Genomic DNA, 18,807 nt, shown 5'->3' with positions numbered 1-18,807 from the left:
AAAGAACAGGGCGTTTTAAGGTATCGATTATGGATAATATTATTCCTAAGCTGGTTTATCAGGCAGAAAAGAACGAATGCGCGCTGGCCTGTGTTTCTATGCTGGCGGAAACTCAGGGCATCAGCGCACCGCTTGAAGCGTTACGCGAACGTTTCCCGACATCGTCCCACGGCACCGCGCTGTCGACCCTGTGCGACATCTTATCTGAGCTGGCGATCCCGGCGTATCCGGTGGCGTTTGATTTCGATGAGCTGGCAGAACTGCCATTACCGGCCATTTTGCACTACGGTGCCAGTCACTATGTCCTGCTGGCCTATCGTCAGGGCAGCTATGTCTGCGTGATGAATCCGGCGATTGGCGAACAGCTTCTGCCGGTTGCCGCGCTCAAATCTGAAATCAGCGGTTACGCGGTGGTGCTCGATCAGGAGGCGCCGCGCACTGCGCAGACAGCAGAAAAACAACCGCGCACGCGTCGTTTCCGTGCGCTCGAATGCATGAGCCTGAAACAAACGGCGGCGATCCCCGGTATTTACAAGCTGATGTTGCTGGCATTTCTGGTGTCACTGACCTTGTTCATCATGCCGGTAATGGTCAGCTCGGCAATCAACAACGTTTTCTCTTCCGGCGGCAAAACCGAATTCCCGTATTTCTATTATCTGCTGGCCTTCGTGGTCTCTACGCTGCTGGCGTTTATTGTGCGCAGCGTGACCGAGCGGTTTATCAAACGTTTTGTCGTGATGCAAAGCGTCAGCGGTTTTGCCCGGTTGCTGAACAACACGCTTTCGTTCTTTGAGAAGCGCAGCCCCGGCGAAATCTACAGCCGTTTCTCCAGCTGGCAGATGGCGGCGGCGCAAAAAATCGAGCTGGATAACGGCCTGCGTGTGGACTGGGTGGTCGGTGTGATTGCGCTGGCAGTGATGTGCTATATCAGCCCGTTGCTGGCCGGCATTTCCGCCATCGGCGTCACGCTGATGGGGCTGGTCAGCGTCTGGGCGATTTTCCGCGACCGCCATTACACCCAGCAGATTCAGGTAAAGAGTGCAGAACAAAGCGACTTCCTGCTGGAAACGATTCAGGGTTTCGCCACGCTCAAATCCGCCGGGCTGAACAGCCAGCGTCAGGCGGCATTCGCCGGATATGCGCTGTCGCTGTTTGACTGCCGCCAGAAACAGAAAGTGTACGAGCAGGTGAAAAGCAGTCTGTATCAGCTGATTGGCAGCCTCGAGATGGTGTTCTTTATGCTGCTGGCGCTGCCGTTGCTGAAAGATAACCGGATTTCACTGGGTGAATTCTTCGCCTACAGCTTTGTGCGCCAGATTTTTACCGCTTACATCACGCAGATTTTCTTCTCTGTGCTGCAAAAGAACCAGCTGCACGTGATTGATACCCGCGCCGCCGATCTGTTCCCGCCGGTCAGGGAAGAGGCCGCCGGTGACGTGCTGCCGCCTGTCCGCTTCAGCCAGCAGCTCAGCTACCGGGCACTTCAGTTTGCTTACGATCCCGGTAAACCGGTGCTGGATCACGTGTCGCTGACGGTGCGTCAGGGCGAAACGCTGGCGATTGTCGGTGAGTCGGGCGCGGGGAAAAGTACGCTGCTGAAAGTCATTACAGGGCTTATCGAGCCTCAGGGCGGAGAAATCCTGGCCGACGGACACCCGGTCAGCAGCCGTCAGGCACAGAAGCTGTTCTTCCTGCAAAGTCAGGAGGACATCCTGTTCAATACCAGCGTTCTGCAAAACATCACGCTGTTTGATCGTGAACACGACGCGCAAAAACAGCTGCGTATCGATAAGTCGCTGCGCGGGCTGAACCTGACGGAGGTGATCGACCGTCTGCCAGGCAAACAAAACGCGCTGATCCGTGAAAGCCATCCCGCGCTGTCGCTGGGGCAACGCCAGCGTCTGATGCTGGCGCGTGCGATGTACAGCGATTGTCCGGTGATGGTGCTGGATGAGCCGACGGCCAATCTCGATGAAGAAACGGCGCAGCAGGTGATGCAAACCCTGATCAGCCATTGCCGTGAATACGGGAAAACCCTGATCACCGTGACGCACAGTGAAACCGCGCTGTCCCTGTTTGACCGGGTCTGTGTGATGAGAAATGGCCGCGTAGCGGCGACAACGGGGGCTGTGATTTCCGTTATCACTCCGCAGGGAGAACCGGCGTGAGTAACTCAGTCAGACACATCGCCGCCGGACGCCGCAAGGTCATTTATACGCTGATCATTGTGTTGTTGATCCTGCTGGCCGGGGCTGCGTACGGCATACACCGCATGATGTCCGGCACCGCCGCGCCGCAGGTTTCGCAGGCTATCGGCCGCGGGGATATCGAAAAAACCGTACTGGCGACCGGTATCCTCAAGCCTTCCGCGCAGGTCAACGTCGGTGCGCAGGTCAACGGTCAGTTGAAAAAACTGTATGTCCGTGCGGGCGATCGCGTTACCAAAGGCCAGTTACTGGCGGAAATCGACCCGACTCTGCAACAGAGCGAACTGCGCAAATCCGAGGCGGAACTCGACAGTGCCGTGGCGCAAAAACAGGCGTCGCTGTACACGCTCAGGCAATATCAGCTGGAGCTGAAACGTCAGTTACAGATGGATCGCGACGGCTCAGGCACCAAAAGTAATCTCGAGCAGGCGCAGGCTAAAGTCGATACCCAGAAAGCGCAAATCAAAGTCAACGAAGCGCAGATTGTGCAGGCGCAGATGGCGCTGGAAACAGCGAAAGCCAATCTGGGTTATACGCGGATCCTCGCACCGGTGGACGGACAGGTGCTGGGCATCGTCACCAAAGAAGGGCAAACCGTGGTCTCCTCGCAGACCGCGCCGACCATTCTGGTGCTCGCCAACGTCGATACCATGACCGTGCAAACCCGTATCTCAGAAACCGACATCCTGAAAGTGCATCCCGGCCAGCCGCTGTGGTTTTACGTGGTCGCCGATCCCAAACATCGTTATCAGAGCGTCATGGGCACCTTGCAGGACGCGCCAAACGACGCCTTACAGGATGAAAGCACCAGCAGCCAGACTCAACAACCTTCTGCCGTCTATTACAACGGCGTGTTCAGCGTGCCGAACCCCGGTCATTTGCTGCGCACCTCAATGACCGCGCAGGTCTTTATCATCACCGAACAGGCTAAAAATGTGCTGCGTCTGCCGGTGATGGCGCTGGGTCAGCCACTGGGCGATGACCGGTATCAGGTGCAGGTGGTGAACGGCGATAAGACCGAACCACGGGTGATCCGTGCGGGCATCAATGACCGTCAGTTTGTCGAAGTGAAAGACGGGTTGCGCGAAGGTGAGCAGGTGGTGGTGATGCAAAATGAGGCTGTGACGGCAAATGGCTAATTCTCCGGTCATCGAACTTTCGCATATCTCCCGCCGTTTTGGTGAGGGCAACGCTGCCGTCACGGTGCTCAAAGACATTTCCCTGCGCGTCAATGCCGGGGAAATGCTGGCGATTATCGGCGCGTCCGGTTCGGGTAAATCGACGCTGATGAACATTCTCGGTTGTCTGGATAAGCCGTCGGAAGGCGAAATGCGCATTATGGATGTGCCTGCGCATGTGGCGACCAGCGAACAACTGGCGCAATTGCGCAGCCAGTATCTGGGCTTTATTTTTCAGCGCTATCACCTGATGCCGTATCTCACGGCCCTCGAAAACGTCACCATTCCGGCGCTGTATACCAACATGCCCGCGGCGGCGCGTCAGGCGCGGGCGGAACATTTGCTTAACCGGTTAGGCCTTGGCAACCGCATGAATTACCGGCCTGCGCAGCTTTCCGGCGGGCAACAGCAACGCGTCAGCATTGCGCGGGCACTGATGAACGGTGCGCCGGTGATCCTCGCCGATGAACCGACCGGCGCGCTCGACAGCACCAGCGGTCAGGAGCTGATGGCGATTTTGCATGGCCTGCATCAGGCGGGGCATACGCTGATTATCGTCACCCACGACCGCAGCATTGCCGAACAGTGCCAGCGTATTGTCGAAATCCACGACGGCGAGATTGTCGCGGATCGCATCAATCCGGTGATGCAGCAGGGCAAATCTCAGGGGTTACCGGCCATTGCCGCCACCGGACGCACGCCGCTGTGGCAGAGCCTGAAAGAAGCGGTGCGCATGGCGTGGCGTTCCCTGCTCGGGCACCGGATCCGCGCTTTTCTTTCCATGCTCGGCATCATTATCGGCATCTCTTCGGTGGTGTCCTCAATGGCGGTGGGCGAGGGCGCGCGGCAGAGCATTCTCAGCCAGATAAGCCAGCTTGGTACCAGCACCATCGAAATTCAGCCCGGTCTGGGCTGGGATAAACCGCGTCCTGATTTTGAACGTTCCCTGACGCTGGAAGACGTGGATTTGCTTGGCAGGCAGCCATACATCGACAGCCTGTCGCCGGTGGTGAGCAAAACCGTCATGGCGATCCGTGGCGGTAAGCAGGTGCTGGTGTCGTTGTCGGGCGTCAGTAACGGATTCTTCCGTGTGCAGGGGCTGAATTTTATAGCCGGAAACCGTTTTACGCCCCGCGATCTCGACGACCGCGAACCGGTGGTGATCATCGACCCGAATGTGCGCAGCACGCTGTTTCCCGGACAGGATCCGCTGGGCGAAATTATCCAGCTTTCCGGCGTGCCTTACCGGGTGATCGGCGTGGCGGATAAAAAAGGGCCGAAGTACATCGGCGAGCAGCTCGGCGCGTGGATCCCTTACACCTCGCTGCTCGAGCGCATGTCGGGGGATACGCCGCTGCAATCCATCACCCTGCGCATTGCCGACGGTTACCCGACGGATGTCGCCCAGCGCAACGTCGAACAACTGCTGGATGCGTCGCATGGCAAACGCGATTTCTTCACCATGACCAATGATCAGCTGACGAAAACCATCCGTAAAACGTCGGAATCCATGACGTTACTGATCACCGCAATTGCCGGAATTTCGCTGCTGGTGGGCGGTGTGGGCGTGATGAACATCATGCTGGTGTCGGTGACGGAAAGAACGCACGAGATTGGCATTCGTCTGTCGGTTGGCGCACGTCCGGCGGACATCATGCGTCAGTTCCTGATTGAGGCGGTGGTGATTTGTACCCTCGGCGGTCTGACCGGCATTGTCGGATCCGGCGTGGCGGGGCTGATTTTTTCTCAGGTTACGCAGGAATTCACCATGATTTTCACCTGGCCGCCGATCCTTTTAGCCTGCGGTTTCTCGGCGCTTATCGGGCTCGGCTTCGGCTTTTTCCCGGCACGCAACGCCGCGCGTTTGCATCCGACAGAGGCGCTGGCACGCGAATGAACAAACTGAATTTACTCTCAATGGCGGTGATGACGTTACTGCTGACCGGCTGTGGTCAGGCGCTGAAAAGCGAATACCAGCGGCCGATGCTGTCAGTTCCGCCAACCTGGCGCGTGCAGGATACCGGCGAAGGCGTGGCGAAATTTTCTCCGCACTGGTGGGATAACTTTGATGACCCGCAGTTGTCACGGCTGATTGTTTCCGCATTGCAAAGCAATAACGATCTGGCGCTGGCGGGCATTAAACTGCGGCAGGCGCTGCTGACGGCGGGACTCTCAGATCTGAATCAGACCCCTGATTTCTCCGCCAGTGCATCGGCCAGCAACACCAAAAATATGCGCCGCGACACCACGCCGGTCGAAAGTTACGCAAACTCACTGTCGGCCTCTTATGAGCTGGATCTGTGGGGAAAACTGGCGCGCACCCGTGAGCAGTCCGACTGGCTGGCAAAAGCCTCGGAACAGGATTTGCAGGCCACGGCGCTGACGCTCATTGGCACGACTTCACAGCTTTACTGGCAGATTGCCAGCCTCAATCAGCAGATCAGTAATTTGCAGCAAAGCCTGGCGATTGCCCGGGAAACGCAGGTGATGGTGACCTCGCGCTGGAAGGCCGGTGATCTCGGTCAGCTGGATTATTTGCAGGCACAGCAAACGGTTTTGAGCCGCGAAAACAACCTGCGCGATTTGTATCAACAGCGCGATGAAAACCGTAATGCACTGGCGATTTTACTCAGCCGCCCGCCGGGGCAATACCCTGCGGAGCGTCAGTCGCTGGATATTCATCAGAGCGTGCCGGTGGCGCAGCGTTTACCGCTTGACGTGATCGCCAGAAGGCCAGATGTACAGTCGGCTGAACTGAATCTGCGTGCGGCGCTGGCCGGTTCGGACGTCGCCCGGCTGAGCTTTTATCCGTCGCTGACGCTCAATGCGTCGCTGAATGCCGGGGCTTCGGTGTTTCAGCAATGGTTCAGCAATCCGGCCAGAACGCTCGGTTCTGCGCTCGACCTGCCGTTTATCGAATGGAACAAAGTGCGGCTGACCGTTGAACAATCCGGTCTGGATGTGCAAACCGCGGCGATTCAGTTCCGCAGCGCGTCCTACAGCGCGTTGCAGGATATCGACAATGCCATGTCGCAGCGCCTGACCTATCAGCAGGAAAAACAGCGACAGCTGCAAGATCTGGCATTAAGTCAGCAGCGGCTGGCACTGGTGGAAAGCCAGTATCGCCACGGTTCGGTGGTGTATCAGACGCTGCTCGACGCGCAGAACACCTTGCTGGACAGCCAGAACACGCTGGTCACCACGCAATATAACTATCTGTATTCCACGATGAAACTCTGGCTGGCGCTGGGTGGCGGGGAAGACAACACATTGAGTCAACAAGGATAAAGCATGCAAAAGGATGTTTTACAGACGGCTGATACGCCGCGTCGGGTGGTCGTGACCGGTTATGGGGCGGTGACCCCGCTGGGGGTGAACTCCGCCGAAAGCTGGGCCGCGATCATGGATTACACCCCCGGCTACCGCTACTGCGACAAATCAGCTGCGGGGATTAAATCCCGTTTTTACGGCCTGATTGATCATGAACCTTCGCTCAAAGGCGTGCCTGCGGCAATCCGTCGCCGCCTGCCGCGTTATGCACGGCTGACGCTGGCGTCTGCGCGGGAAGCCATGCAGATGGCGTTTGGCGATGACAAACCGGAGCAACATTACGATTTGCGCGACTGCGGCGTCATTATGGGCACCGGCTGGGCGGGGCAGGATGAAACTCAGCTGCATTACGAAGACTATCTGCGTACCGGTATGGGATCTCCTTTTGGCTGCTTTTTCTCCATGCCGAATTCCGCCACGGCGGCAGTCAGTTTGCTGTGGGGATTGCGTGGCTATCAGAACACGCCGGTGGCGGCCTGTGCGACCGGAACCATGGCGGTCGGCGACGCTTTCGAACTGATCCGCAATGGCCGGGCCGGCATGATGCTGGCGGGCGCGGGAGAATCACTGCGTTCTGATTCGGCGGTATGGAATATTGACGTGCTGGGCGCGCTGGCCAGTGAACAGGAGGAGATCACCCGCGCCTGTTGCCCGTTCAGCCTGCATCGCAACGGTTTTGTGCTCAGCGAAGGTGCGGCGGTGCTGTGTCTGGAAGAACGGGAATCGGCCCTGGCGCGCGGCGCAAACATTCTCGGTGAGATCCTGGGTTACGGCAATTTCTCGGATGCCTTTGATTTTACCGCACCGGCTGAAGACAAAATTGCGCGGGTGCAAACTATCCGCCATGCGCTGGCGCAGGCCGGTATTGCCGCCAGCGATCTGGATTATATCAATGCACACGGCACCTCTACGCCGCTCAACGATCTCAACGAAACTGAAGCGATCAAGATTGCGCTGGGCGAAACGGCGGCTTACGCCACGCCGTGCTCCAGCACCAAATCCTATACCGGACATCTGATCGCGGCGGCAGGCAGTTTTGAATCCATCGTCTGCCTGCAGGCGCTTGCGCATCAGATCATGCCCGCGACCTGCCATCTCGATGCGCCCGATCCGGCGTGCGATCTGGATTACGTCGCCAACGTGCATCGCCCGGCGGTACTGAACACCACGCTGAATCTGAGTTTCGGTTTCGGCGGGGCGAACGCCGCGCTGGTGATCGGAAGGGGGAAATAATGCTGGCGGGTGACACTCTGCGTTACAGCCTGTCGGATGCCGAACGCTGGGCGGCATTTTCCGGTGATTACAATCCGATCCATTTTGACGCGGCTGAGGCGCGGCGTCTTGGTCTGACCGGATTATGCGTTCACGGAATGCGCGCAATGCTGGATATGAAACTGGTACTGACTACTTCGCAGGAAAAGCATGGGTTAACGGCAGACGGACTGATGTTCACCAGCCGTCTGCGCGAACCGGTGTTGTGCGACACGCCGTATCAGCTGCCGGTGCGCGAAACGCTGCGTGATGACGGGGTGCAGCTGAGCGCAAGCTTGCGTCATGCACAGACACAGCAGGCCAGCATCAGCAGCAAACTGACACCGACGAAGGCACTGGTGCTGTCGCCGCACACGCCGGGGAATACGCTGGCCGCGCAGGAACTGGCAACGCTGCATACTCAGTTTCTGGCTGTCGGCAGCCCGGTGGTGCCGGCGTGGAGCTTTCTCGACGCGGTGCTGTTTCGCCAGATGGTGAATGCCCCGCAGACGCTGGAAACCGTGCACAGTCTTTTACCGTCGCTTCAGGCGACCCGCCTGAGTGACGTTTTTACTCTGGTACAGGTGGTGCAGACGCATCATGAAACGCATTTTTCCCCGCGATTACTGACGCAGACAGGGCAGGGACAGCGTTTCGGCGCGATAGATTACGCCATCCGGCCGACGCTGGTTATGGGCGAAAAACAGCGCGGGCTGGTGCTGCTGGCAGGCATTCAGGCATGGCAGGCCGGTGAACCGCTGATGTCCGTCGCGGTCACGCTGAAAACCGGACCGCTGACGGAATAGCACACTGATTTTTTCATAATAAACAAAGACAACTGACTCACTTAAAGGAATAAAACATGGCGAATTATGATGAGGTTTACAGCAAGGTTTGCGAGATGCTGTGTGACGCGAAGGATCTGGAGCAGGAAGATCTCATCCCGGACATGCCGTTGTATCAGCTCAAACTCGACAGCCTGGATTACGTTGAACTGATGGTGCTGGCGAAGAAAGAGTTTGGCGTCACCATCGAGGCTGATTTGTTCGTCGATAACGTCAACATTACGCTGCGTGAGCTGTGCCAGTATCTCAGCGAAAAAGCCACTAAGCCATGAATGACGTCATGGGAAATCAATGGATTCTGGTCACCGGTGGCAGCCGGGGGATCGGACGCGCCGCCGTGCAGCGTCTGGCGAAAGAATGGAATGTGGTGTTTACCTGGTGTCAGGGCGAAAGCGCCGCCCGCGAGGTGGAACTGGCCTGCGTGGGGTTGCCCGGCCGGGTCGAAAGCCATCAGTGCGACGGGCGTGATGAGCAGGCGGTTACGCGTCTGGCCACTGACCTGCTGGCAAGCTACGGCGCGCCGCACGCCATGGTACACAATGCGGGTATCACGCTTGATGCGCTGCATATTCACCAGAATGCGGATAACTGGCGCAACGTCATGGACACCAATTTAAACGCCATTTTCTCATGGAACAGCCAGTTACTCGAACCGATGATGATGCAGGGCGGGGGTTCGGTGGTAATGATGTCGTCGGTGACCGGCATAAAGGGTAACAGTGGCCAGAGCGCTTATGCGGCGAGCAAGGCTGCGATGATCGGCCTGGCGCGGACGTTATCGGTTGAACTGGGGCGCTTTAACGTCCGGGTTAACTGCCTGCTGCCTGGCTATATCGACACCGAAATCCTCGCGGATATGCCTAAAGACAAGCTGGTTGCACTGCGTAAAACCATTCCGATGAAACGTTTCGGAAAGGTGGACGAAGTGGCAGGCGCGGTGGCGTGGCTGGTCGGTGAAGACAGCAGGTACATGACCGGACAATCTCTCATTCTGGACGGTGGTCTTTCCGCCTGATCCCCCCCTTATCGTCTGCCTGACCCAAACAGGACGCATTGCGTCCTGTTTTTTTATTTTCGCACTGTCTCAGGTTCTTCCTGCTTTGCCTGTCCCCGAACATAGCCGGTATAAAAACGACTTTTGGCGACCAGATCACCGTATATTTGGCACAACGTTCGGATGTTCTGCTTTTCCCCTGAAATAAACTCCCCGCCCGCGATAAAAATGCTTAAAAAGCCTCAGAAATTTCCTTGTAAAAAATTCCGGCCACAGGCAGGATAAAACGCCTCCGAAGTACCGAAAATGAGAGAGTATTAAAGGGTAAACGCGAAAAAATGCCCTGCTGATTGTCACGGTCGCGACAGGTTAAATATAATTCACAACAGTTTAAAAGGGTGAATTATTTTAAATTACGCCTCCGTTGTGGCGAATATGATATAAACTTAATTGTCAGTGCTGATAAGCATAATGCGTTGGTTTTTATTTTATTTGATGACGTTGGGTTTAGGACGTATATTGAAAATGAGTGAATTAACTTTACAGGCATCACTTTAAGGAGGGCTTTAAACACACAGGGTTATTAAAACCCCTGTTATTAAACGACGAATTAATGAACCGCTGTGCAGCAGGCGATCACTAATTCCATTTTCGGAAAGTGTTGAATGATGAGTGCCACTGAAATCAATACTTATCCGGGACGACATGAACATGAAGAGGCACTATGAAAAATCGTAAATACCTGACTCCGTCTGAGGTTGAGAAACTGCTCGAGGCGACGTTGCGCGGAAGGCACGCAGAACGGGATTATTGCCTGATCTGGATGTGTTTTATCCACGGTTGCCGGGTCAGCGAAATCAGTAGCTGGCGGCTCTCGGATATCGACATGGAAGGCAATAATATCTATATCCACCGGTTAAAAAATGGCTTCTCTACCGTTCATCCTCTCTATATGCGGGAAAGGAAATCGTTAATGCTCTGGATGAATAAAAGAAAGCAATACCGTGGTGCAGATTCAGACTGGTTGTTTCTTTCTAACCGTGGTTCTAAATTATCACGGCAGCGCATTTACTGGTTAATTAGAAATTATAGTCAGGCCGCTAATCTGACTATTAATGCCCATCCGCATATGTTAAGACACGGCTGTGGTTTTGCGCTGGCAGACAGAGGGATTGATACCCGCTTAATTCAGGACTATTTAGGTCATCGTAATATTCAGAATACGGTTTTATATACGGCGAGTAACGCCAAAAGATTTAAAGAAGTCTGGTAGTTAACCTGTAATTAATTGTTTCAATGGAGTCATTTTGAACTAAATTGGAGCATACTCTAATCAGCCGGTAAATTTCTGTCAATACTGAATGCACCCCTCCGCAGAAGTTTATTAAAATCATATCAAATTCAGTTGCTTACACATTTATTTGTTATTTCAGCACACCAGAAGCCTCTCGGTTTTTTCTTATATCCACTTCCCTTGATTTCCCGTGTCATTCTCACTCCGCCTGCCAATACGTTAGTTAAATCTCACAAAGTTCTCATATAAAAGCAGTAAACTCCGCACAATGTCATCTATTTAGCATAATAAACCAAAGGAGTCACTTTAGTTCAAAATGAATCGTTTGGGTTTCGGGGTTAAACCCGTCCGGCGGCTTATTAAGTGGGGTGGAACCTCATGAACTAAATAAAGGAATGACAGATGGTTTTGTCAAAACTAATTCGGACACCGGGAAAGGTGTTTCGATGTGCATTATGTTAATAGGAAAAATTTCGTGAAAAAGAATCTTCTTGCTGTTGCCCTGATCGCGTCTTCTGTATTCGCTTCTTCTGCTTTTGCAGCAGATGGCGCCGTTAACTTTACCGGCACTATCACAGATGCGGCTTGTACGATCGATACTGCTTCTCAAAACCAGGATGTCTTCCTGGGTAATATCGCCCGTACCGCGTTCCCTGTGGCGGGTTCACTGGCCGCTGCCAAAAAATTCACTTTAGTTCTGACCGACTGCCCTGACACCGTGACCGGTGCGACCGTGCGTTTCGACGGTACTCAGGTTTCTGGTGACAACACCGTGCTGGCACTGACTGCCGGTGACAGCACTGCCTCAGGCGTGGGTATTCAGATTTCTGACAACCAGAACAAAGTGGTTCCGTTGTACGAAGACTCCTCTGTTTATCCGCTGGTCAGCACTGGTCCTAACAACCTGGACTTCAGCGCCCGTTACATCTCCCTGACTGACGCTGTCACCGTGGGTGATGCAAACGGCGTGACTCAGTTCACCGTGGTTTATCAATAAGCCTTTTGATTCGCTTCAGTTGAATTAAGTCAGACCAGGGGAGTGTATCCCCCTGGTCTATTTGAATGGTTAAGACAGGCAGGAACACCATGAAAACATGGCGCGCTACAGCGGTGGCAGCATTATTAATGACCTTTGGCATGGCCGCACAAGCGGGTGTCGTGGTCGGCGGCACGCGTCTCATCTATGACGGCGGCAAGAAAGAATCCTCCATCAATATCAGTAACCCCGATAAAACGCCGTATCTGATCCAGTCCTGGGTGGATGGCGATGAAAACGGCAAAACAGCACCGGCAGACAAAGCGCCGTTTATCGTGACGCCACCTTTATTCCGCCTTGACGGTAATCAGCAAAACATTCTGCGCGTTGTGCGTGCGGGCGGTGATTTGCCTGAGACCAAAGAGTCGCTGTACTGGCTGAACATCAAATCGATTCCTTCCGCTGAGAAGCGGGAAAACACCCTGCAGATTGCCGTGAAGACGCGCATTAAGCTGATTTTTCGCCCGTCTGGCGTGAAAAGTACCCTGGACGAGTCCGCTAAAACGCTGACATGGAAACGCACCGGTAACCACATTCAGGTGACCAATCCGTCAGCGCATTACATCACATTCTTCAACGTGAAAATCAATGGCAGCGCGATGAAGAACGTCACCATGGTCGCACCGCAGTCTGACGCCAGTTTTGACTTACCGTCCGGCGTCACCGGCGGCTCATTGAGCTGGCAATTCATCAATGATTACGGCGGCACCAGCACACCTTTTATTGCCAGTCTCTGACCTGAATTCATAACCAGCAGAAGTCTGTCACGGCGGTAAACAAGGAAGGCGAGGGAGAAGCGCCAGAAATTCTGGCTGCGTTGCAACATGGAATTAACACAATGAAGAACAAAACGAAAAGTCATAATTCGACCGGCTTTACGCGTTCCCGGCTTGCCTGGCTGGTGTCGTGCCAGATAGCCATGTTAACGGGCGGAACACATCTGGCCAGCGCAGCGGAATATTTCAACCCGGCCTTACTGGAAATCGATAATCCTGCACAGGGTAATGCCGATCTGTCGATTTTCGAAGACGGGGATTTACAGCCGCCAGGCACTTATCGTGTTGATATTTATCTGAATGGATCAGAGGTCGATACCCGCGACGTAAAATTTACCCTTACGACGGATGCGGCGGGTAAGCAAAGCCTGCAACCCTGCCTGAGCGGCGAACTGCTGCGGGATATGGGCGTGAAGATTGGCATGTTCCCCGGCATCCAGGCGACAGACGAGTGTGCCAATTTCACCGGTGCGATAGCGCAGTCTTCTGCGGCTTTCCGCTTCGATCAGCAACGGCTGGATCTGAGCATTCCCCAGGCGGCGCTGAATTCGCAGGCGCGCGGTTACGTGTCTCCGGACAAATGGGATCCGGGCATTCCGGCTTTGCTGATGAACTACAGCTTCAGCGGCGCGAACACCGAAGCTCGGGAAAACGACACGCGAAACAGCAATACCTATTACCTGAACCTGCGTTCAGGGGCGAATCTGGGTGTCTGGCGTTTGCGTAACTATTCCACCTGGAACCGCGACAGCAAAGGCACTGACCACTGGGATTCCATCAACACCTATTTGCAACGTGACATTCAGATGCTGCGGAGCCAGCTGACGTTGGGCGACAGTAACTCGCCGACCGAAGTGTTCGATACCGTCCCGTTTCGCGGTTTACAGCTGGCCTCCGACGACGACATGTTGCCGGACAGCATGAAAGGCTATTCGCCGGTGGTGCGTGGCATTGCCAACAGTAATGCGCAGGTGACCATCCGCCAGAACGGCTATGTCATCTACCAGAGTTACGTGCCTGCCGGGCCGTTCGCTATTTCTGACCTCTATCCGACAGCAGGCAGTGGCGACCTGAATGTGACGATCAAAGAAGCCGATGGCAGTGAGCGAAATATGGTGGTGCCTTTCGCGTCGGTGCCGGTGCTTCAGCGCGAAGGACATCTGAAATACAGCTTCACCAGCGGTCAGTACCGCTCGTATAACGATAACGTCGAAAAGACGCCGTTCACACAGGGCACCGCAATTTATGGTTTATCGCATGGTGCGACGGTGTACGGCGGCTTGCAGGCGGCCAGCAAATACCAGTCAGTGGCGATGGGGCTGGGTCAAAACCTCGGCAGCATCGGTGCGCTGTCCGCTGACGTGACGCAGGCCTGGACTAAACAGGAAGATGCGCCAAAAGACAGCGGTCAGTCTTACCGGCTGCGTTATGGCAAAAGCTTTGTCGAATCAGGCACCAACTTCAGCCTGGCCAGCTACCGCTATTCCACGGCCGGGTTTTACACCTTGCAGGAAGCGCTGGAAAGCTACTCCGGCGGCAGCGGGTATTACAGCGATCATAAAAAAAGCCGCGCTGAACTGACCCTGAGCCAGAACTTGTGGGAAAAGGGCGGTGCGCTTTCCCTGAGTCTGGTGAAAGAAGAATACTGGAATAACAACCGGTCAACCCAATCAGGCAGCGTGGGCTACAACAACACCTGGGACGGCATTTCCTGGGGGGTTAACTACACCTATAACCGCAATGGCACGGACAGCAACGGCAACCGGACCTATTACACCGATCAGATTGTGGCTTTTAACGTCAGCGTGCCGTTGAGCAAATGGCTGCCGGGCAGTTACGCCACCTATAACCTCAACAGCAGTAAAAATGGCAATACCTCGCATAACGTCGGGCTGAGCGGCACGGCACTGCGTGATGACAATTTGAATTACAACATCAGTCAGGGTTACACCACGCAGGGGCAGGGTGCGAACGGCTATGCCAGCGCCGACTATAAAGGTGGCTACGGCGAAGTGAATGCTGGTTACGGCTATGACCGCAGCCAGCGCCGTATGGATTACGGTCTGCAGGGCGGCATTTTGCTGCATGAAAATGGCGTGACCTTCTCGCAACCGCTGAGTGAAACGGTGGTGCTGGTGAAAGCGCCGGGCGCGGACGATGTCAGCATCACCAGCAATACCGGGGTTAAAACCGACTGGCGTGGCTATGCGGTGGTGCCTTACGCCACGGCGTACCGGCGTAACCAGATTTCCCTGGATACCTCAACCTTGCCGGACAATGTCGATATGACGCTGACCAGCACCACGGTGATCCCGACACGTGGCGCGGTGGTGCGTGCGGACTTTGATCCGAACATCGGCCAGCGTGTGCTGATGACACTGACCCGCGCCAATGGCGAGCCGGTGCCCTTTGGTGCTACCGCAGGGGTGAACAACGGGGACAAGGAAAACAGCAGCATTGTCGGCGACGGCGGCCAGGTTTATCTGTCAGGTATGTCCGACAGCGGCACGCTGACAGTGAAATGGGGTAATTCAGCGGCGCAGTCCTGTCAGGTGAACTATCGCCTGCCTGAACAACCGGCCACGTCGGGTATTCAACTTATTAACGGAGACTGCCGGTAAGGCGGAACATGGAAATGACCGATCGTATGAATCAATTAACCACACACGTGACTTCTCCACGCCAGCCCATTCTCCGCGGCGTGTCCGGGGGTAAAAAGGGCGCATTGTTCGGGCTGTTGCTGGCCGGTGGCATGCTGAGCGCCAACGTGCAGGCAAGTGACTGTGCCCCGACGGATGGGACAAAATCCTATACGTTCAACATGACTTATTTGTTGACCGACCCGACTCAAAACACGGCCGGAAAGATCGTCAACAACGCCTATGAATGGAACCTCAGCGGTAACTACAATGTGACCTGTTCCTGCACCGGCGACTATGTCGGGGGTTACGTGACCGCAAAAGTGCCGGATACCGGGCTGGCGTACAACGACGGTAACCTGAATTATTACAGTATCAACGAGTTTCTGGCAGTGGCCAGTCAGGTCTATATTGCCGGGGGATTTGGCGATTATAAATCGACGCCGTTTACCAGTGTCAGTAACCAGAATACCGCCACCAGCTGCGCCCGATATCCTTATGCCACGGGCGCCCGCGGCACCATTTCACTCTACTTCCGCCGGCCTTTTGTCGGTGTACAAACCATTCCGCTGACCAAAGTCGTGGATGTGTATATCGCGTCTGATCCGACCACGCAGTCGACCGTTCCTGTCTCGACCGTCTGGATGAGCGGCACAGTGACGGTGCCGCAGTCGTGCGTTATCAATGGCGGGGGTGTGATCACGGTACCCTTTGGCGACATCATGTCGGGCGATATCGCCACCAAAGGTCAGATGGCGAAAAACTTCACGCCGAAAAACGTCAATTTCAACGTGGCCTGCACCAATATTTCCGAAGGCGTCAATGTCAGTCTCTCTTTCCAGGGAACGCCGGATGCCAATGATCCGACCGCACTCTCGACCACTAACGCCGATGTGGGCGTCAGGATCCAGGACAGCGCGGGTGCAACCGTGGCACCGCTCAGCGGCCGCTTACCGCTGACGATGGATTACGCCACTCAGGCGGGCACGTCGCAAATTAACTTATTTCCGATTAACACCAGTGGTAAAGAGCCGGGCACCGGTGATTTCACCGCCACCGCGACTATCCGCGCAGAAATACAGTAATTCCGGAACGTGACCGGTAAGGGAATATCACCAAGATGAAAAGCTTAGCGGCATTTGTAATAACTAAAGGAAAAGCACCGGCGCTGTTTCTGGCGCTTGGACTGGGGCTGACGGCCAGCACGCTGTGGCAACCGGTCAGCGCGGACACCGTACTGAATATCACCGGCAATATTAAAGCGTCGCCGTGCACGGTCAGTCTGCCTTCCGGCGGAATGAATGTGGATCTGGGGCAGAAGATTCTGGCCTCGTCGATGGCTGAGGCCGGGTCATCATCAGACTGGAAACCTTTTTCGATTGCGCTGACGGCGTGTCCGGCATCGACCTCCGAAGCCACCATGACCGTGAACGGGACACCGGATGAGGCTGAAAGCGACATGTATGCCAACACCGGCAGCGCCACGCAGGTGCAAATTCAGCTGCAAAGCAGCGACGGTACCGCACTGGGAAACGCGGGGTATAAAGTTCAGAACATTGATACCGCCACCCGCAGTACCACGTTTGATCTGCGCGCCCGGGCGTACAGCGCGCAGGGGAAGGTGACGCCGGGGACGATTGTCGGCAGCGTACAAGTCACGTTTACCTACCAGTAAGCCCATTTGCACGCTCAGCAACTGAGGGAAATCAGTAAGCACCATCAATAAAGAACGTAAGGATTTTGTACAGGATTATGTCCCTGTCGGGAATGTGACTGAGAAAACAAGGAAGCTATGATGAACAGTGTCGACAACCTCACGCCGGGTCATGTTGCCCGTGACGCTTTCCGCCCAAATTTACCGGCGGAAGGCGTACTGATTATGGACGCTTGTCCCGTTACTGCTCTGGGCATGAAGCGTGTACTGACCGCTTCCTGCGGCATCACAAAATCCGTCAATTATGTACAGCGCCTTGCAGGTATTCAGGCGGCCATCGCCCGCTCGCTACCGGCACTGCTTATCATGGACATTTGCGGCGAAAAGGAATCGGTGCTTGATGGCCTGCGCTTGCTGGCCCATCTGCAAGATTCACATCCGCAGATGAAAATTATCATCTGCACTGATTTCAGCGACCACCGCGTGCTGGAACTGCTGGCGTCTTCTCCGGCCAACGGTGTGTTACTTAAACACGAGCCGGAGCTGGCGCTGGTGCAATGTGTTTTTGACGTGATGGCCGGCGGGCGCCAGTGGCTGAGCCCGAAAGCCAAGAGGCTGGTGACGACCCCCGCGATGAAAAACCCGGCACTCACCGCCCGTGAACTCGAGGTGCTGACCTGTCTTTTCTCGGGCATGAGCGTTTCCAGCGTCGCACAGACGCTGCATCGCGATATCCGCACAGTGAGCACGCATAAGCGCAATGCGATGATGAAACTGGGTTTTCACAATGACAGTGAACTTTTTGCCCAGGGCTCATGGATGGCGAAGATTGGTCCGGCTGCCAGCCATTAATTCCGGTGGCAATAGGACATCCTCAAATGGAACGGTGCCGGGAAATGAAGCCCGGCAGCAAGGAGCAAGAGAGTTATGCATCATACTCATACATCGACCCGCGCTGTGGCGCTGATGGACAGCCAGCCGCTGACGCTCTCCGGACTGTCATCACTGATTACGTCCATTGACAGCGGCTGCGATATCCGCGTGAAAGAAACATGTCTGGAGAAAATCTCAGAAGCCCTGATGTATCAGTCCGTGGATATTCTGGTGACAGACCTGCAAAGCGCCCAGGAAAACCTGCACCAGGGGCTGGATATTCTGCTAAATCTCAGTGAGCAATTTCCCCGTCTGAATATGGTGGTTTATACGCTTTGCCATAATGGCAACGAACTGCGAAAGCTGGTCAACCAGCGCAATATCAGTCTGATTGCACGCGGTGAATCGCTGCGCGACACCGAGGATTATTTCAGACAGGCATTTGCCCGAAAGCGCGTCTTAAGCCCGCGGATCTGTTGCGACCTGGTGCGTCTGACTGAGCAAAACATTCAGGCTTCTGCACGGATCACGCGAAGCGAAACGGAGGTGCTGCGACATCTGTTTAACGGCATGGACCTGCGTGAAATTGCGCAAGCTAAGCAACTGAGCATAAAAACAATCAGTGCGCACAAATGCAATGCGATGCGCAAACTGGGTGTGAAAACCGATTCCGAACTGTTCCTGATGTTGAAAAACATGTGTTAAAAAAAGGTATTGAACAGGCCGTGAA

16 protein-coding genes are annotated in these 18,807 nt (G+C 55.1%); all 16 read left to right on the top strand.

Annotated elements, in window-relative coordinates:
- Positions 1 to 29 precede the first annotated feature (29 nt).
- The 16 genes from EYY67_RS21990 (at position 30) to EYY67_RS21915 (ending at position 18,782) form a co-directional block, all read left to right on the top strand.
- Complete coding sequence (locus tag EYY67_RS21990; protein WP_131694391.1) at positions 30 to 2,168, top strand: peptidase domain-containing ABC transporter; 2,139 nt, start codon at positions 30 to 32, stop codon at positions 2,166 to 2,168.
- Entirely contained in the window at positions 2,165 to 3,346 is a 1,182-nt protein-coding gene (locus tag EYY67_RS21985; RefSeq protein ID WP_408637208.1) for an efflux RND transporter periplasmic adaptor subunit, read from the top strand. The genes EYY67_RS21990 and EYY67_RS21985 overlap by 4 nt, the downstream gene beginning before the upstream one ends.
- Positions 3,339 to 5,282: an ABC transporter permease gene (locus EYY67_RS21980; protein WP_131694390.1), complete on the top strand. Its 1,944-nt coding sequence runs from the start codon at positions 3,339 to 3,341 to the stop codon at positions 5,280 to 5,282. The genes EYY67_RS21985 and EYY67_RS21980 overlap by 8 nt, the downstream gene beginning before the upstream one ends.
- Positions 5,279 to 6,673, top strand: a complete 1,395-nt coding sequence (locus tag EYY67_RS21975; RefSeq protein WP_119822397.1) for an efflux transporter outer membrane subunit — start codon at positions 5,279 to 5,281, stop codon at positions 6,671 to 6,673. Before EYY67_RS21980 ends, EYY67_RS21975 begins: the two co-directional genes overlap by 4 nt.
- A 3-nt stretch (positions 6,674 to 6,676) precedes the next feature.
- The gene (locus EYY67_RS21970; protein WP_131694389.1) at positions 6,677 to 7,948 is read left to right on the top strand and encodes a beta-ketoacyl-[acyl-carrier-protein] synthase family protein; all 1,272 of its coding nucleotides are present in this window, start codon (positions 6,677 to 6,679) and stop codon (positions 7,946 to 7,948) included.
- Positions 7,948 to 8,772, top strand: coding sequence for a MaoC/PaaZ C-terminal domain-containing protein (locus tag EYY67_RS21965; RefSeq protein ID WP_131694388.1), 825 nt, complete (start codon positions 7,948 to 7,950; stop codon positions 8,770 to 8,772). The genes EYY67_RS21970 and EYY67_RS21965 overlap by 1 nt, the downstream gene beginning before the upstream one ends.
- 56 nt (positions 8,773 to 8,828) lie before the next feature.
- Positions 8,829 to 9,083 carry an acyl carrier protein gene (locus tag EYY67_RS21960; RefSeq protein WP_131694387.1) on the top strand — a complete coding sequence of 85 codons (255 nt, stop codon included), beginning with the start codon at positions 8,829 to 8,831 and terminating at the stop codon, positions 9,081 to 9,083.
- 8 nt (positions 9,084 to 9,091) lie between these two features.
- Complete coding sequence (locus EYY67_RS21955) at positions 9,092 to 9,826, top strand: SDR family NAD(P)-dependent oxidoreductase (protein WP_131694386.1); 735 nt, start codon at positions 9,092 to 9,094, stop codon at positions 9,824 to 9,826.
- Between the two features lie 703 nt (positions 9,827 to 10,529).
- On the top strand, positions 10,530 to 11,078 hold the full coding sequence (locus EYY67_RS21950) for a tyrosine-type DNA invertase (RefSeq protein ID WP_095922315.1): 549 nt from the start codon (positions 10,530 to 10,532) through the stop codon (positions 11,076 to 11,078).
- A gap of 496 nt (positions 11,079 to 11,574) precedes the next feature.
- Positions 11,575 to 12,096: a fimbrial protein gene (locus tag EYY67_RS21945; protein WP_095922314.1), complete on the top strand. Its 522-nt coding sequence runs from the start codon at positions 11,575 to 11,577 to the stop codon at positions 12,094 to 12,096.
- A gap of 89 nt (positions 12,097 to 12,185) precedes the next feature.
- Positions 12,186 to 12,872 carry a fimbrial biogenesis chaperone gene (locus EYY67_RS21940; RefSeq protein WP_131694385.1) on the top strand — a complete coding sequence of 229 codons (687 nt, stop codon included), beginning with the start codon at positions 12,186 to 12,188 and terminating at the stop codon, positions 12,870 to 12,872.
- 101 nt (positions 12,873 to 12,973) lie between these two features.
- Entirely contained in the window at positions 12,974 to 15,532 is a 2,559-nt protein-coding gene (locus EYY67_RS21935; protein ID WP_095922312.1) for a fimbria/pilus outer membrane usher protein, read from the top strand.
- Between the two features lie 14 nt (positions 15,533 to 15,546).
- Positions 15,547 to 16,635: a fimbrial protein gene (locus EYY67_RS21930; protein ID WP_229921055.1), complete on the top strand. Its 1,089-nt coding sequence runs from the start codon at positions 15,547 to 15,549 to the stop codon at positions 16,633 to 16,635.
- A 35-nt stretch (positions 16,636 to 16,670) separates the two neighbouring features.
- On the top strand, positions 16,671 to 17,225 hold the full coding sequence (locus EYY67_RS21925) for a fimbrial protein (RefSeq protein ID WP_095922311.1): 555 nt from the start codon (positions 16,671 to 16,673) through the stop codon (positions 17,223 to 17,225).
- A 117-nt stretch (positions 17,226 to 17,342) separates the two neighbouring features.
- Positions 17,343 to 18,056 carry a response regulator transcription factor gene (locus EYY67_RS21920; RefSeq protein WP_229921054.1) on the top strand — a complete coding sequence of 238 codons (714 nt, stop codon included), beginning with the start codon at positions 17,343 to 17,345 and terminating at the stop codon, positions 18,054 to 18,056.
- A 75-nt stretch (positions 18,057 to 18,131) separates the two neighbouring features.
- Positions 18,132 to 18,782 carry a helix-turn-helix transcriptional regulator gene (locus EYY67_RS21915; RefSeq protein WP_095922310.1) on the top strand — a complete coding sequence of 217 codons (651 nt, stop codon included), beginning with the start codon at positions 18,132 to 18,134 and terminating at the stop codon, positions 18,780 to 18,782.
- Positions 18,783 to 18,807: the final 25 nt, after the last annotated feature.

It is taken from the genome of Rahnella victoriana (assembly GCF_004330295.1).
Lineage (GTDB): Bacteria > Pseudomonadota > Gammaproteobacteria > Enterobacterales > Enterobacteriaceae > Rahnella > Rahnella victoriana.
This window is presented reverse-complemented; position numbering and strand designations above follow the sequence as displayed.